The sequence below is a fragment of the Maribacter luteus genome (assembly GCF_009674825.1).
Classification (GTDB): Bacteria; Bacteroidota; Bacteroidia; order Flavobacteriales; family Flavobacteriaceae; genus Maribacter_A; species Maribacter_A luteus.
This window is the reverse complement of record NZ_WKJH01000030.1, coordinates 16190-32931: the sequence shown is the minus strand read 5'-3', so window position 1 is coordinate 32931 and position 16742 is coordinate 16190. Positions and strand designations below refer to the sequence as shown.

The 16742-nt window shown below is 39.6% G+C and carries 12 protein-coding genes; 5 read left to right on the top strand and 7 right to left on the bottom strand.

Annotation, left to right across the window (positions count from 1 at the left end):
- The first annotated feature begins 5 nt into the window (after positions 1-5).
- Positions 6-1070, top strand: coding sequence for a chorismate synthase (gene aroC, locus GJ691_RS17315; RefSeq protein WP_154369216.1), 1065 nt, complete (start codon positions 6-8; stop codon positions 1068-1070).
- 60 nt (positions 1071-1130) lie between these two features.
- Positions 1131-2456 (top strand): dicarboxylate/amino acid:cation symporter, encoded by a 1326-nt coding sequence (locus tag GJ691_RS17310; protein WP_154369214.1) that lies wholly within the window; start codon positions 1131-1133, stop codon positions 2454-2456.
- A 107-nt stretch (positions 2457-2563) separates the two neighbouring features.
- Here GJ691_RS17310 and GJ691_RS17305 read toward each other — a convergent pair whose 3' ends face one another.
- The 4 genes from GJ691_RS17305 to GJ691_RS17290 all read right to left on the bottom strand — a co-directional run bounded on the left by GJ691_RS17305 (position 2564) and on the right by GJ691_RS17290 (position 8682).
- A complete protein-coding gene (locus GJ691_RS17305) occupies positions 2564-3808 on the bottom strand; it encodes a mechanosensitive ion channel family protein (RefSeq protein WP_154369212.1) in 1245 nt (414 codons plus the stop codon).
- A 116-nt stretch (positions 3809-3924) separates the two neighbouring features.
- On the bottom strand, positions 3925-5961 hold the full coding sequence (locus GJ691_RS17300) for a DUF4139 domain-containing protein (RefSeq protein WP_154369210.1): 2037 nt from the start codon (positions 5959-5961) through the stop codon (positions 3925-3927).
- Between the two features lie 260 nt (positions 5962-6221).
- The gene (locus tag GJ691_RS17295) at positions 6222-6623 is read right to left on the bottom strand and encodes a thiol-disulfide oxidoreductase DCC family protein (protein ID WP_154369208.1); all 402 of its coding nucleotides are present in this window, start codon (positions 6621-6623) and stop codon (positions 6222-6224) included.
- 157 nt (positions 6624-6780) lie between these two features.
- On the bottom strand, positions 6781-8682 hold the full coding sequence (locus GJ691_RS17290) for a tetratricopeptide repeat protein (RefSeq protein ID WP_154369206.1): 1902 nt from the start codon (positions 8680-8682) through the stop codon (positions 6781-6783).
- A 317-nt stretch (positions 8683-8999) separates the two neighbouring features.
- Here GJ691_RS17290 and GJ691_RS17285 point away from each other — a divergent pair, with 317 nt between their 5' ends.
- Positions 9000-10559, top strand: a complete 1560-nt coding sequence (locus tag GJ691_RS17285; protein WP_154369204.1) for a thiol-activated cytolysin family protein — start codon at positions 9000-9002, stop codon at positions 10557-10559.
- Between the two features lie 142 nt (positions 10560-10701).
- On the opposite strand, the gene GJ691_RS17280 is transcribed toward GJ691_RS17285, so the two are convergent.
- Together GJ691_RS17280 and GJ691_RS17275 are read right to left on the bottom strand one after the other, a co-directional pair.
- On the bottom strand, positions 10702-11646 hold the full coding sequence (locus GJ691_RS17280) for a polysaccharide lyase family 7 protein (RefSeq protein ID WP_179955165.1): 945 nt from the start codon (positions 11644-11646) through the stop codon (positions 10702-10704).
- Between the two features lie 74 nt (positions 11647-11720).
- Positions 11721-13892, bottom strand: coding sequence for an endonuclease MutS2 (locus GJ691_RS17275; protein ID WP_154369202.1), 2172 nt, complete (start codon positions 13890-13892; stop codon positions 11721-11723).
- Positions 13893-14067: 175 nt separating this feature from the next.
- On the opposite strand from GJ691_RS17275, the gene GJ691_RS17270 reads away from it, so the two are divergent.
- Positions 14068-15117, top strand: coding sequence for a DUF6340 family protein (locus GJ691_RS17270; RefSeq protein WP_154369200.1), 1050 nt, complete (start codon positions 14068-14070; stop codon positions 15115-15117).
- A 280-nt stretch (positions 15118-15397) separates the two neighbouring features.
- Positions 15398-16063 (top strand): uracil-DNA glycosylase, encoded by a 666-nt coding sequence (locus GJ691_RS17265; protein WP_154369198.1) that lies wholly within the window; start codon positions 15398-15400, stop codon positions 16061-16063.
- Between the two features lie 32 nt (positions 16064-16095).
- On the opposite strand, the gene GJ691_RS17260 is transcribed toward GJ691_RS17265, so the two are convergent.
- A complete protein-coding gene (locus GJ691_RS17260) occupies positions 16096-16521 on the bottom strand; it encodes a hypothetical protein (protein ID WP_154369196.1) in 426 nt (141 codons plus the stop codon).
- Between the last annotated feature and the right edge of the window lie 221 nt (positions 16522-16742).

Here is a 16742-nt window from a genome sequence, read left to right as displayed (position 1 = left end):
ATCGCATGGCAGGGAATACTTTCGGAAACCTTTTTAAATTATCCACATTTGGTGAATCACATGGTGCGGCAATAGGTGGCGTTTTAGATGGGTGTCCCCCGGGAATAGAGATTGATCTGGAGGAAATACAAAATGAATTGAACCGTCGTAAGCCTGGCCAGTCTGCCATTGTGACCCAGCGAAAGGAACCCGACACGGTAGAATTCTATTCGGGAATTTTCGAGGGTAAGACCACAGGTACCCCCATCGGTTTTGCGATTCATAATACGAATCAAAAATCAGGGGATTATTCCCATATCAAGGATTCATACAGACCTTCCCATGCCGATTATGTTTATGATAAAAAATATGGTTTCCGTGATTATAGAGGTGGTGGTCGAAGTTCGGCACGTGAAACAGCCAGTAGGGTAGTGGCCGGTGCCATAGCCAAACAGTTTTTATCCTCGATGAAAATAAATGCCTTTGTTTCCCAAGTGGGCGGTTTAAAATTGGAAAAAAATTATCAGGAATTGGATTTTTCCTTAATAGAGTCGAACCCTGTAAGATGTCCCGATACAGAAATGGCGGCCAAAATGGAGGATTATATTAAGGATGTTCGAAAAGAAGGGGATACTATTGGCGGGGTTATTACTTGTGTAATCCAAAATGTACCGATTGGTTTAGGAGAGCCTGTTTTTGATAAACTACATGCCGAATTGGGCAAAGCCATGCTGTCTATTAACGCTGTTAAGGGTTTTGAATACGGAAGCGGTTTTGAAGGGGTAATGATGAAAGGTAGTGAACATAATGATGCATTCAATCCAGATGGTACGACTAAAACAAATTTTAGCGGTGGTATCCAAGGAGGGATAAGTAATGGTATGGATATTTATTTTAATGTAGCCTTCAAGCCTGTTGCTACCGTGATTCAACCGTATCAAACCATTGATAAAGAAGGGAATACGGTAACAACAAAGGGTAAAGGTCGTCACGACCCTTGTGTAGTTCCTAGGGCCGTACCTATTGTTGAGGCTATGACAGCACTGGTATTGGCAGATTATTTTTTACTTGCAAAGGCCATAAATTCATAGTCACTTCTTCCGCCTTTCCCAACAAATTGGTATATTTCCAATTCATTTAAACAAAGGCTTATGAAGAAAATGGAATTGCACTGGCAAATTTTAATCGGAATGATCCTCGGGATCTTATTTGGATTTGCCATGACACAGATTAGTTGGGGAAGTGAATTTGTCTCTGATTGGATAAAACCCTTAGGAACGATTTTTGTAAAACTTCTGAAGCTGATAGCGATTCCATTGATACTTGCTTCTCTAATAAAAGGTATCTCGGATTTAAAGGATATTTCAAAATTCAAGAATATCGGAATACGCACCATTGTTATTTATGTGTGTACCACAATAGTAGCCATAACCATTGGTTTGATTTTGGTCAATATCATGCAACCTGGTGAAGGGATTTCCCAAGAGACTATAGACCGATTGACCGAAACTTATGCCAATGATAGTGGGGTTACCTCAAAAATTGCTGAGGCATCTAGGCAAAAGGAGGCCGGACCCCTGAGTTTTTTGGAGAACATGGTACCTGATAATGCCATTAGGTCTATGAGTGATAACCGTTTAATGCTTCAGGTTATCTTTTTCACGATCTTCATGGGAATATCAATGTTATTGATCGGAGAGGAAAAGGCTAAACCCCTTAAGAAATTCTTCGACGCACTGAATGACGTCGTCCTAAAAATGGTTGATTTGATTATGTTGACCGCCCCGGTTGCCGTTTTTGCCCTTTTGGCAAGTGTAGTGGTGTCTTCGAGTGACCCGGATTTGCTTTTTGCCCTTCTTAAATATGCGGGGGTTGTAGTTCTGGGACTTTGCTTAATGGTCGTTTTCTACATTTTCATTGTTTCTACCTATGCAAAACTAAATCCGTTTTGGTTTCTTAAACAAATCAGTCCGGCCCAATTGTTGGCATTTTCAACGAGTTCAAGTGCCGCAACACTGCCTGTAACTATGGAAAGGGTAGAAGAACATATTGGTGTAGATAAGGAGGTATCTAGTTTTGTATTGCCAGTTGGGGCTACGATTAACATGGATGGTACAAGTCTGTATCAAGGTGTAGCAGCCGTATTCATTGCTCAAGCATTGGACTTTGAGTTAGGTCTGGCTGCCCAATTGATTATAGTTCTTACAGCTTTATTGGCCTCTATCGGTTCTGCGGCGGTTCCTGGAGCAGGAATGGTTATGTTGGTCATCGTATTGGAATCCGTTGGTTTTCCAGCTGATAAATTGGCTATAGGTTTGGCATTGATATTCGCTGTGGATAGACCATTGGATATGTGCCGAACCATAATAAATATAACGGGTGATGCCACTGTAGCTACGGTTGTGGCCAAGTCAGTCGGTAAATTAGGAAAACCCCATGTTCAGAATTGGGATGATCATTTAGATGAAGTTAGGTAATATCCTTTTGCCATATCAAATACCGGATTACCTTCTTTTTGGGACTTGATTATGTAATATTTCGCCTTAAGGGAATTTATTCGGGGTTATTCATCTAAATAATAAATTCATGCCTTAAAATTGGTGCTACTTGGCAATTCAAAACCTTCAAGTTTAAAATAAGGGACGGCTGCCAATAAATGATCGAATATGTCGGCCATGATATATTCATAGTTCGCCCATCGTTTATCGCTGCTAAAGGCATAAATCTCTATGGGCAATCCTTGGGAAGAGGGTGGTAATTGCCGTACCATGATGGTCATGTCCTTGTTTATTCCAGAATGGGAATTGATGTACCTATCGATATATTTTCTGAAAACACCGACATTTGTTAGGTTTTTTCCGTTTATCAAGAGCGATTTATCGATTTCTTTTTCAGTATTGTAAGTATCAATGTCTTTACTTCGATTCGTTAGATATGTACGGATCAATTCAATTTTTTTAAGTGCCTCGATATCATCCTTTGTTAAGAATTTTATACTATCCTGTTTTATGATAAGGGACCTTTTTATACGTCTTCCTCCCGAATCCTCCATTCCCCTCCAGTTCTTAAAGGAGTCTGATATAAGGGCATAGGTCGGGATGGTGGTAATGGTTTTGTCGAAGTTCTGAACCTTTACCGTAGCAAGGTTAATTTCGATCACATCCCCATCGGCTCCGTATTTCTCAAAAGTAATCCAATCCCCAATACGGACCATATCATTGATCGAGACTTGAATACTGGCTACGAAACCTAAGATGGTATCTTTAAAAATAAGGATGATTACAGCTGATGCGGTACCTAATGCCGTAAGGAATTTCCATAATTCAATACCTGAAATAATCGAAAAAGCATAGAATAAACCTATAGACCAAGCAAATATCATGAAAACTTGAATGTAGCTGTCAATTGGTTTGTCCCTAAGACTGGCAAGGGATTTCAGGAAGTCCTTGAACGTATTCAATAAACTGCGAACGACCCATAGAAATAAAACAATGCCAAAGACCTCAATGGTTTTGGAGAAGAAAATTTCTGCGTTATGAAAATCTTGGAATATTTCTGGAATGGCCTTATAAGCCAAAACAACGGGAATAATATGTGCGATGTTCCTTGGTACTTTGTTTTTTACCATCAGGTCATCGAATTTTGATTTGGACAAAAGTGAAAGTCGGTTGAATATACCGACAATCATTTTTCTTAAAAAATAATCCAAAACAAAAAGTACGATCAAAACGACCAAGAGCAAAATGATCATATTTATGGTCCCTGCCCATGATTCTGACAGTCCCTGATCAACCAAAAAATCGAAAATCCAATGTGATATACTTTTCATCCTATACAATTTTAGGGTCCGCTATCAAAAGTCAACGAACCCCAAATGAGTGGTGCAAAATTAGTGGATCATGTTCGATTTCAGGAGCTTTTCACACTTCTTTATGAGAACTATCCTTAAATTGAAATAGACTTGTATTTCGGGTATTTGACCTTAAAGGAAAAAGATTCCGTTTTGCTCTGTTTCGGTGCCAATTGAAGCTCCCAGGTCAATAAACCTTTTTTAGCATCATGGGTGGCCTTATTAGTTTGTATATCATCTATCTTTATTTCCTTATTTTGGGAAATTGGAATGCGATCCATAAGTTTTAATTGGATGGGGACTGATTTGTTGTTTTTCACCATTAATTCATAGGTTCTGTCCAGAATACGGTTACTTCCTGTAAATGACTTTCTTTTAAAATTCCGGTTTTGAGTACGGGTTACGGTAATGTTCGGGTCTATACCCAACGATAAAGTCATTTTTTTCTTGGTCGTATAGGGGTCGATGGTCGTTTTACCGGCAAATCTACCTTCAAAATAGATATTGGCTTCCCCAGGCAAAAGATTATGTTTTTCCCAATCTTGGAAAGTTGCGGTCATGAATACATTCTCGTTGATAACCGGTGCCGCGAAATGTTCATAATGGGCCTTAAGATTGAAGGAATTCAATTCAATGGCCGTAATATCCCCGTCAGACGCTAAGGAATAAGGCTTTTTTATTTCAAATCGAGTATTGGATATGCCTTCTATTATGTTGCTCTTTTTGGTGGTTATCAATATTATGCCATTTCTGCCCTTGTTCCCATAAAGTGCTTCGGCATTGGAACCCTTGAGTATTTCGATAGACTGAATTTCGCTTTCATCCAAATCACCTTCAATAAAGCCTTCAACAGGTACCCCGTCAATTATATAGAGTGGGGTAGCGGGTTCAGGGGTTTTCGTGTAGTTTGAAGTACTGGATGCACCTCTGACCCTTACTCCGGAAGAAGCTCCCGAAATACCATACCCTATGACAACTACTTTATCCAAATGTTGGGCATCCTCTTCCAAACGGCAATTGATCAATGAGGAGTAAATAGGAACTTCGTAGGTAACGAATCCGATATAGGAGATGACCAATTCTTGTCCGTTAGCCACTTCCAAGGTGTAATTACCATCAAAATCGGTTTGGGTGCCATATGAAGTTCCCTTGACCAATATATTCGCACCGGGCAGGGGCAAACCTGAGGCATCTGTGACTTGACCTGTGACTTTTTTGACAGTCGGATTGTAAAAATATTTCTGTTTTTTGATGGCATGTTGGTTTCGTTTGGCATACCGATTAACAAAGTCGAGATATTTTGTGGATACATTTGGCTTTGCAACATTCAATGCTGGATTACCTGATGATAGGGTGATTTTTACGTTGTTCCAGTCCACCCCTGATTTTTGATACACATGGGCTTTATATGTTAAAAGTAAAGGGTCGTTCACTTTTACTGATTTTATGTCATAATTGGGTATCCAACCGGCCTCTTTAATCGTATACGATATTTGAAGGGGTATGGATAATGCTATGGGAGTATTTAGTTTTAAACGTATTACGCCTTGTTCCTTAACCGGAGAATTATTTATTTCGGTCATTTGCTTTTGGTAAGCAATGGAATCAAGTTTAAGGGAATCGATTTCAATGTTGGCATCGAAAATCTCGTTTTTTATAGTGGTTATCCGTTCCCGATAGTAGGTGCTTATCTGCTTTATCTTTTCCAAATCCAGAGTAAGGTTTTCACCACTCACCAATCGATTAGCATTGATTACTTTTTGTTCTTCTTCCAAACCGGAAATGGTGTTTTTCAATGCTGCTATCTTACGATTTACAACGGTGATCTTTGATTTTAACAAAGCCACTTCAGGGCTGTCCGTGGAAGGTGCCAAAAAATCTACATCAAATGCCATGGAAAGTATTGTGGCCGATTTAAGTCCGGCTATCTGTATACTACTTTCGTCAATTTTAGAAGAAAGCCCTGTAAAAGTGAATTCATTGGTGCCGGGAATTAGTTTTAGGTTTGCATTTCTAGTTATTTGGGCTCCATTTAAATATACGATAACCTCATTGATTTTTGAAGGGGTGATTACATCGCTTCCATAGAAAATAACCGGAAACAAGAACAGGAAAAGGAATAGTTTTTTCATAATGTTGGTTTTTAAAGTTGAAGCAAGTTCCTTTTTACTTTAGAATTTAAAAACAACGAATGCGTGAATAGGGAAAAGGGTAGAGGCAAAGGTTCTTTTGGGTTAGGGAAAGGGCCAATGATTTTCTTAAACCGATAGATTGTCGCACCTGTGGGGTATTATAATCGTATACGATTTATCAATATTGAATCTAAGCCTTTTTTCCTAGCTTTAAGACTATTCTCAATCATTTTTCTTTTGGAACAACGCAAGGTATTGTTCTAATCTAAAAATTTGGCCTTTAATTCGGGTGTAGGAATCATACACGCGTCCTTTTTGCCATACCATTTGTAACGGTTACGGGCAACAAAATCGTATACGATATCACTTAAACTACTGGGAATCAAATCCAGTACGTTTAACAGTTTCCATGCTCCACCGAAAGAAGCCCCTATTTTTAATGCAGCGGTAGATTTGGTGTAATAGGCGATTCCAGGTTCAATTAGAATAATGGAATCAACAGTATCGGTATCGATATGGCGTTCTTTAACCAGTTGTTTCCCTATCTCACCTTGAAGTGTAGCAAAACGGAATTCATCTTTTTTGTCGTGTTTGATCACGAACTGCACCGTTCGGTTGCATAGGTTGCAAACGCCATCAAAAAGAATGATTTTTTTATTCATTGCTTATCTGGGTAAGATCTTAGGCGGTAAAGATATTGAATACGTTCGGTATGCAATTTTTTTATGCATTTATTCTAATAATACATGCCAAAAACTTAAGGGAATAAACGAGTGATAATCGTATACGATTAAATATTGTGTATTGAATACAGCATACTTACAGCGAATTTAAGAATTGGGTTAAATCGGTTTCTTTGTTCAAGCCCAATTTCTTTTTTAACCGGTACTTTGATTTTAATATGCTGTCCGGTAAAACATTCAACGTGGCGGCAATCTCCTTCGTGGTCAGGTTCATGCGTAAAAAGGCCGCCAATCGAATCTCTTTTTCCGAAATAACTTCAGATAAGGTCTTCAGTTTTTGATCAAAGTCATTATGCACCTCTGAAAAATAGGTCTTAAAGACTTCCCAGTCCTTGTCAGATGCATTTTCTTTCTTTAAAAGCATTACGATACGTCTAAACTCCATTTTAAACTTCTCGGGTGAGTTTTTGATGTTCTGTAGGTTCTCCATCAACTCTTGGATGAAGGTATTCTTTTGTACAAGGTGAAGGGTCTGGCTCGTAAGCTCTTTCTTTTTGTATGCAATCTCTTGCTTGTAAATTTCTTCTTGCTTTTCACGGGCTATACGGTTCCTTTTCATCCGTTGTCTAAAACCAAAGAACAATAAACCGGATACGGCTACAAAAGTGAACATTCCACCTGCATATAGACCTTTGGTAAGTTTATCCACTTTTGCTTTTTCATTAAGGGTGTTGATTTCTTCTTTATGCAGGGCTATTTCTGTTTCTTTTTTTTCAGTTTCATAGATAGCCTTCAACTCTTCAATTTGTTGGGATTTTTTAATATTGAATATGCTGTCGTTTAAAAATTGGTATTCTTGAAGGTCCCTGTAAGCAAGATTGGATTGATTTAGGCCATTTCTAATTTCTGCCCTCGTTTTTAACGCATCTCGTAAAGTGGGTAGGGCCCCGATTTTTTTTGAAATGGCAATATTCTTATTTATGTGGGTTAAAGCCTGTTCAAACTTACCTTCTTTGACGTCGAGATTCGCTATTTCCTGAAGTGCTTCTGTCTGGTTTAACTTAATATCCTGTAGTTCTGAAAGTGCAAGGGATTCTTTTAGCAATATTCTGGATTTTGAATATTCCCCCTTATTGTAATGTAGTCTTGCTAAATCATTTAGAGATTGTGATATCATTGTTTGCACATTCATTTCACGGGCTAAAATAATAGACGTATCGAAGTGTTTGTGAGCCAAATGAGAATCACCCAATTCTTCGGCAGCCAAACCAGCGGTATTATAGGCATAGCTCATATAAATCTTGTCATCGTGTTTCTCATATATAGATATTGCTTTTTCGGCATATTCGATACTGGAATCATAATTTTCAAGTTGAAATTCTATATCGGCCAACTGTTTCAAAGCATCAGCAGTTCTTACTTCATCTGACTTATCCTCAAAAAATCTTAAGGCTGTTAGTGTATGTTCAAGTGCAATTTTATAATTCCCTTTTTCAAAGTATATTTCTCCCAATATCTCATATTCTGAACCTCGTAGGTCAAATTTTCCTAAATCAGAATTCTTTCGGTTATCGTCATTGTACATATCCAATATGGATTTGGTCAATACAATGGCTTTGTCATAATCACCTTTTTCCATTTCAATTGTAGCCAAGGAGTGCAAGGCAAAAATCTGACCTTTTACAGATTTGATCTCTTCGAATTTCTTTAGGGCAAGGTTGTGGTATATTTCGGAAGAATCATTTTTAGATTGATTGTAATAATAATTGCCAAATTGTAGGTAACCATTGCCAATACCTCTTTCGTAACCAATTTTTTTTGAAAGATCAAATGCTTGTTGTGCATAGGCTTTTGCCCGCTCGGCATCCATAAACATCATTCGCTCATGTATTCTTGACAATACTTTAGCCTTTAGAGTGTCATCGGGCAATGATTGGGCGTGTAATATTAAACTATCTAATTCTTTTTTTCGATCCTGGGCATTCCCAATAAGGATGAAAAACATAAAAGTGGCCATTAAATACTTTGTTGTTGCCATAGGACTAACCTCTTTGATTTACAAACAAGATACACATAATGTCTTCTTAAAGAAAGAGGTGGTCAATATCAAAATAGGGGCTTGTCCATAGGAAGTCTATGTTTTTTTTAAATCCATTTTCAATAATAATCTTTGTAAAGCCCTGTTTTTATGGGGTTTAGGAAATTATTGACTTACTGTTTAATATATAACCGTCCATGGCTTTTTTTTACCAGATATATATATTCCGTCCATACTTTGTCCATGGTCAATTTTAGGCTTGGGCCTTCTTCTCCTCTAATTTGGGAGTGTTGAATCCTAAATAAAACTTAATAATTATGAAAACAACAGTCAACCAAAATGGAATGTGGCCTGCAGTATTAATGGCCTTTATGCTTATTGTTACTTTTTCCTGTAGCAAAGACTCCGACCCTGTAGATGGGGATAAACCAGAACCTATTTCAGGGGAAGAGGCGGAAAAAATCAATTCATATGTCGTGAACTTAAATTATGATCCTGATGAATTATTGAACGTTCAATCAAATACGGGTTCCAGTTCCGAAGTAATAAGTAATCAGAGTAATACATCGAACGGTAAGACTACTACATGTAAGGTCAATGAATATGATATTCGCTCAAATTTTGAGGACGTGGCCATTTTTGATCCGGCATTGGGGGTTGTTTATCCCGGTGCCTTGGTCATCGGAAATCAGGAAATGTTAGATGGCGCACCACAACCCTTACAAATTACCAGGGCCCCAGCGACCTTAAGATTGGATCTTCCTGGTATCGGTGAATCCGGTAATATTGAGGTGGCCAACCCAACTTATCAAAATGTACAGTCAAGCATAGATGGTGGTCTGGAATATTGGAATAATGATATTGCCCCCCAAGGTTACGAAATAGCCTCTAGGGCATACTACGAGTCTACTACTACCTATTCGTCGGAACAAATGAGTCTTGATCTGGGGGTAAGTGCCGAATGGGTAAGTGGGTCTTCTTTTGAATCCCAGTTTAGCTACGATACCTCAACCTCAAAGAGGGTTGCAGCAATACTCTATCGTCAAGTATTTTATGATATAAGTATGGTAACACCTGATCAGCCCTCCGATGTTTTCGGCAGCGATGTGGATTTGGCCAAAGTAGAATCCTTGATGGGATCGTCGACACCACCAGCCTATGTAAGCTCCGTTTCCTATGGAAGGATTATCATGATCCGAATGGAAACCACAAGTACGGAAACCAGCGTGGCCCTAGAGGCAGCCTTGGAATATGCCAGTTTGGGTAAAAATGTAGAAGCGGATATAGAAGGTAAATACAAAAGCATTTTGGAGCAATCGACCATTAATGTAGTGACTATTGGAGGTAATGCAAAGATAGCTTCCCAAGTAATTACCGGAAGTGATGTCGCATCATCCGGCGGACTTAATTATGTCATTACGGAAGGCTCTCTTTACAGTCGCGACAATCCTGGGGCACCAATTGCCTATACCGTAAAATACTTGAAAGACAATAGGGTGGCAAAAATGGGTTATAACACTGATTATCGCTTAGAGAGCTGTGAAACCAGTGATTATGTCCATAAAAATGCTAGTTTAAAGAAAACCATAGGAGTTGATGTTCAGTTTAGATTTGCTTATAAGAAAGGGAGTAGCCAAACGGTAAAATATACGTCTTACAAGAAAGTGAATGACAAAAACGTATTTTTCTCCTCTTCGCCACCAGATGGGGCTTATGACGTAAAAATCCAATTTCAATATTGGGATTTAGTTTGGAAAACATTGGGTGAACAAAATCTTAATTATTTATCTAGCGAAAAATGCTATGAAGCATATTGTTCCAAAACCTTTTTAGGCCTTTGCACGGAGTATACCTTTAAAAGCGTTAGTTGTAATTGATCAAAAAAATTATTTGAAAGGCAGTCGGCACCTTAAGTTGTGATTCAACAGCTTGGTGTCGGCTGTTATTTTATATTAGGTGATGTTATAATATCATATACGATTTTAGGTAACTCGTTGATAATCAAATTTGGTAGGTGTCTTAAAAATGGTCGGTGACAACTTTGTAAAGCACCACTTGGGCGGTTTTCCCATAATCGTCGTTCCAGCCAAAATAATTTCCGGTCTTAAAGTAATTTTGGTGGGCATAGCCGTTACCCACATAATCGTACATCAACGTATAGTCGATATTGATGTCCTTGGCTTCGCAAACCAAGGCATAGTAACATTTTCCACCCTCCACTTTCAGTTTAAAGGTAAAGATCTCATTGTCTACTTGGGCCACATCCACTTTGGTGTCGAATGCACTGGTCCATGGTTCACCCGCATCGGGTTTTACATAATGGTCCAATTGTATGGTCCCACTATTCCATCGAATCTTAACGGTGGCCGGGGATCCTTCCAATCCTTCGGTTTCCTTCCCGTGAATTTGTGCCACGATGGTCCGCCCGTTCCCTTCAACATAATCAACCTTTAGGGTGGTCTCCAAGATATGGGTGCCTTCATCCATAAACCAGTTGTCATCGGTCGTTTGGTTTCCTTGCCAGAATTCACGTAACTCGGTCCTGCAATATTTTCCGTCATCGAGACCGGCCTGACGGGAAGTGGTATAGCCCGTGAACTTGGTGAACATGGTATAGGAACCATCTTCATTTTGATAAAAATATTCCGATGCGGCGGCAGTTAAGCTGTTATTTACAATATCCTCGTAGAAAATAGAAGTTGCTTTTCCGCTTCCATTGTTTAAGGGGACGGATAAATACCAATTCTTCCAAACGATATTTTCCGTTTCGGAAGGCTCTTCCATAGGGGTCTCTTCCTCAGGGATCTCTTCCTCAGGGATCTCTTCTTCGGTAGTTTCTTCTTCAGTGGTCTCTTCCTCCACAGATTCTACAGGTACTTTCGGTGTTTCATTGTTTGAAGGGCTACAACCGGTAAGGTGCATCGCGAAAAATAGGAGTATGGTGAATAAGGGTAATGTTTTCATCTGTACTTTTTATTGACTTTTAAACACTGATCTTCAATGCGAAGGTTGTTTAAGCGTAATTTATTATAAATGGGCTACTTTTTCGCCTCTACCAATTCCAACTGGTCAACACTTACATTGGTGGTAAACAGTCCATAGTTGACAATGGCCTTGTTCTTTTCCAAGTTATCGATACTACCTACGGCTTTTCCGTCTATCATCCGGACCCGGTCCCCGATCTTGAAAACCGGGCGTGGTTTGTTCTTTTCAGCAATGACCGCTTTTTTCTTGGCTACTTTCTTTTTTTCACGGATTACCTTAACTTTCTGTTCCACCTCTTGGGCAACTTGGGCTTTTTTGACCCGTGCGGCCTTGGCTTCCTTGGGAGGTTTCTTTTTACGCTTACTGTTCTCTGTCTCTACGATCCGCAACAATTCGGAAACCAATACCCGCTTTTTCTTATCCTGGAAATATCGCTCTGCGGCCGTATTGACTTTATTCCCTAAGTAGATCATCCGCTGGTTGTGGTCGTACAATTCCTGATAATTTTCCAGCTTGGTCTTGATCTTGGTATTCAGGGTTTCCAATTTTTGGGCTTCTTCCCTTGCTTTCAACTCTTCTTCCTGCAGTTTTGAGCCTGTTTCAGCCATTTTGCTGCGTTCTTTCTGTAGTTTGGCTATGGTAGCGTCAAAACGGACTTTTCCGCGCTCTATTTTCTTCTTTGCCTTGTTGATGAGGGAGTAGGGGATGCCGTTCTTTTGTGCCACCTCAAAAGTAAACGAACTACCGGCCTGTCCCAATACCAATTGAAATGTAGGTTCCAAGGTTTTGGAATTAAAGAGCATGTTCGCATTGGTGCAATGGGGCAGTTCATTGGCCAAGGCCTTCAAGTTGGCATAGTGGGTGGTTATGACTCCATAAGCTCCACGTTCATAGAACACTTCTAAAAAGGCTTCGGCCAAAGCCCCGCCAAGCTCGGGGTCACTACCGGTACCGAATTCATCGATTAGGAACAAGGTCTTGCTATTGCATTTACGTAAGAAGTTGTTCATGTTCTTTAATCGGTAGCTATAGGTGCTTAAATGGTTTTCGATGGATTGGTTGTCACCGATATCCGTCAATACCTTATTGAACAGACACATGGAAGAACGTTCATGAACCGGTACCAAAAAACCGCTTTGCAGCATTACCTGTAATAATCCAATGGTTTTCAAGGTAATACTTTTTCCTCCGGCATTGGGACCTGAAATAACGATTATGCGGTTGTCCGGCTGCAATTCTATGGTCTGTGGATATGTTTTTGCACGCTTCAACTTGTTGCTTAAATACAATAATGGGTGATAAGCATCCCTTAGGAACATCTTACGGTCTTCACTGATTTTTGGCAATAAGGCATTCATTTCCGAGGCGTACTTGGCTTTTCCCGCCGTAATATCCATATGGGCCAGATAATCCTGGTAATCGGCTAAAAATGGTGAAAACGGTCTAATACGGTCCGTAAGTTCGTTGAGTATTCGCTGAACTTCCTCCCGCTCATCGAATTCAAGATTGTTGAGTTGCCTGCTATAGCGTAAAGAAGCCTCAGGTTCTATATAAACTATGCTTCCTGTTTTGGAAGACCCCATAACCGTTCCCTTCACTTTTTTGCGGTACATGGCCTTTACTGCCAAAACACGACGGTTTTCAACGACAGACTCGCGAATATCATCCAGATAATCGGAAGATTTATACGTGTTCAGGGCGGCACTGAAACTTTGGTTGATCTTCCCTTTTACCTCGTTTATTTCTTGGCGTATGCTGAATAATTTATCGGAGGCATTGTCCTTGATTTCTCCAAAACGGTCAATTACTGCATCAATATGGGCCGGTATTTCAATATTCAAGGCTATATCTTCGGAAGCCTGGGACAACAATGGAAAATACTCCTTGAACTTCTTAAAGAATTTTTTGTGGTCGGCAACGGTCTTGCAAATGTTGCCGATACGCCGAAAACCGCTTATTTCAAGAGTGGTGTTCTCGATTTTTAGCAATTTGAGGTCGCCGTCAATACTATCGAATCCATGATTTGGAATTCGGTTGTCACTGATCAGGGAAGAAAGGTATTCTGAGGTCTGTCCAAGCTCACGATGAATGGTTTCGGCATCCGGTAAAGGGGTGATGTCCATAGCCCTTTGCTTCCCCAACTCGGTAGTACAACGTACCGAAAGCTGTTTCAATACCGTATCGAATTCTAAATCTTGAAGTGTTTTTGAATGAATCTTACCCATTTGCCTTTATAAATCGATTGCAAAGGTATGATTTAGGGATGATATGGCGAACTTTTGTATGCCAGACGTCGAAACCATATATGTTCATGACTTTATTGATTGATCCTGAAAGGAAAAAGCGCCCTTTATTATACGACACGCCATCATTTTTACGTTGTATTCAAAATTAAACCCAATGACCAATCGTAACCCCTTAATCGCCTCTACCTTTATAGCCTTTCTTTTTGTTGGTTGTAGTGCAACGAACAATTTGACCATGAGCGCTATTGAACCGGCACCCGTAAACTTATCGAAAGACGTGACCCGAATCGGTATTATCAACCGTAGTTTGCCTGCGGAAGAGCATAAAATTGCCGATCAAGTAGATAAATTGTTATCTGTGGAGGGACTGCATTTGGATGAAGAAGGTTCCAAAGCCGCAATTCTTGCCCTAAAGGAAAAACTACAGCAAAACCCGAATTTTGACCAAGTCGTGATTATTGAAGGGAAAACAGGTTTGCAGAAAGGGTTAGGGGTGTTCCCGTCTACTTTGAACTGGCAAGAAATAGAATCGCTATGTGAGGAGTTTAAGGTTGATGCCATTTATTCCCTGGCATTCTACGATACCGACACTAAGGTGACTTATAAGTCCAGTACGATGGAGTTACCCAATGAATTGGGTATCAAAGCCATGGTACCTGCACATGAACTAACTTTGAATACCTTGGTGAAGAACGGATGGCGGATCTATGATCCTTATAGCCGTCGTATAGCCGATGAGTTGGTTTATAACAATCCAGTGGTCTCTGTAGGGAAAGGCATAAACCCCATGAAAGCCTATGAGGCGATTATGGGAAGAAAAGAAGCGGTTTTGGATAGGAGTAAATATATGGGAATGGAATATGCCGAGCGTATTTTGCCTTATAAACATCGGGTGAATAGGGACTATTTTGTGCGCGGGACCGATAACTTTAAAATCGCCCAGCGAAGGGCCCAAGCCGGTGATTGGGATGGTGCTGCTGAACTTTGGCAATTGGAAACCCAGAATAGAGACCAGAAAGTCGCAGGTCGTGCCTGTTACAATATGGCCATAAGCAATGAGATCAACGGGGATTTGGAATCCGCGATACAATGGGCTTCAAAATCCTATACTGATTACGAAATAAACGATGCTTTACGGTATTTGAAGACATTAAAGTATAGAGCAAACCAAAAAAGGCGTTTGGATCAACAAGTTTCGAAATAAGATAGCCTATTCCGAGAATCATTGTAGCTATTGTTTTTGTCATGTAATTAGGGTTTCAGGGAGCAACAGCTTTATTATTCTATTTAAATACTGGGTGGTATATTTTTCTTATGTACTAATGTGAGTTTGAGATTGGCAGACAATCAATGAGTTGGTAATGGGTTCTTTCTTTCTATTGGATTGGTCATTGCTGCACAGGTTTCCTACAATTTTGTCTAATTTTGGAATTGTTTAAAACCATTATCCGTATCTGATACGGTATGGATAGAAACCGATTTTTATGACCGTAAGCATAGAGGAAAGTTGGAAAAAACCTTTAGAGCACGAATTTGAAGAGCCTTATTTTAAAGGGTTGGTCAAGTTTGTCAAAGAAGAATATCTGCATTATACCTGCTACCCACCGGGTAAACAGATTTTTGCGGCCTTTGACCATAGTCCGTTCGAAAAGACCAAGGTGGTTATTATCGGGCAAGATCCTTATCATGGGCCCAACCAGGCGAACGGACTCTGTTTTTCCGTAACCGATGGTATTCAGCACCCACCTTCATTAATCAATATCTTTAAGGAAATAGAGGCCGATTTAGGAAAACCTTATCCTAAAAGCGGTAATCTGGAACGTTGGGCAGATCAAGGGGTGTTGCTCTTGAATGCAACCTTGACCGTCAGGGCCCATGAAGCGGGTAGCCATCAAAGAAAAGGCTGGGAAACCTTTACGGATAACGTGATCAAGGCAATATCCAAAGAAAGGGAAGATATTGTTTTTCTGCTTTGGGGAGGCTATGCCAAGAAGAAATCAAAATTGATCGATGTAGACAAGCATCACATCCTTACCTCGGGGCATCCTTCCCCTCTAAGTGCAAACCGCGGGTATTGGTTCGGCAACAAACATTTCAGTGCCACAAATACGCTGTTACGGAAAATGGGTAAAACTCCGATTGACTGGTAAACGCCTTGCTATCCAAATTGAAATGATTGCGGTCAATGAATGACAATAGCATCCTTTAATTCTATTGCTTTTTCAGGTTTAGGAATGGGTTGAATCTCATTTTTGATACGCATGTATTCCTGCCAACGATATGATTCCAACACATCGGCCATTTCCGAGGTTTCCCTACTGGATAATTGTTTTAATAATTCATATTTGGCCATTGGGGAAAGGGTATCATCTTCCACAACCGCTTTTTTCTTGACCAGAAAACGTGCTACAGTTGATTGGAATTCCAATGCCTGTTCTGGCCCCATAACCAATCTCGGTTGGTATTTTGCGGTAATGTCAGCTGCCTTGAAGCGAATATTGCGGTCTATTTGTAAGGCATAATAAGTCTGTGAAAATAGGGAGGGGGCAAGTAATAGAAAAAACAATACGGATAAAAACCTAAGTGGTGAAATGTCTTTGTTCTTCATGATAGAAAGAAATTAAATGAATAAACAAACAGTTACAATTCTACCACAAAATTAATAACCCATCAATGGCCTGTCAAGTCCTTAATTATTAAAAATAGTTTAAAATTTTAGATTTAAATTTTAAATTAAAACTCTATGTAATCATATTAACTATCACAAAATCAATTGATTGTCAAATATATTGGACTCAATTATTTGAGATTTCCATATGGCCATTAATG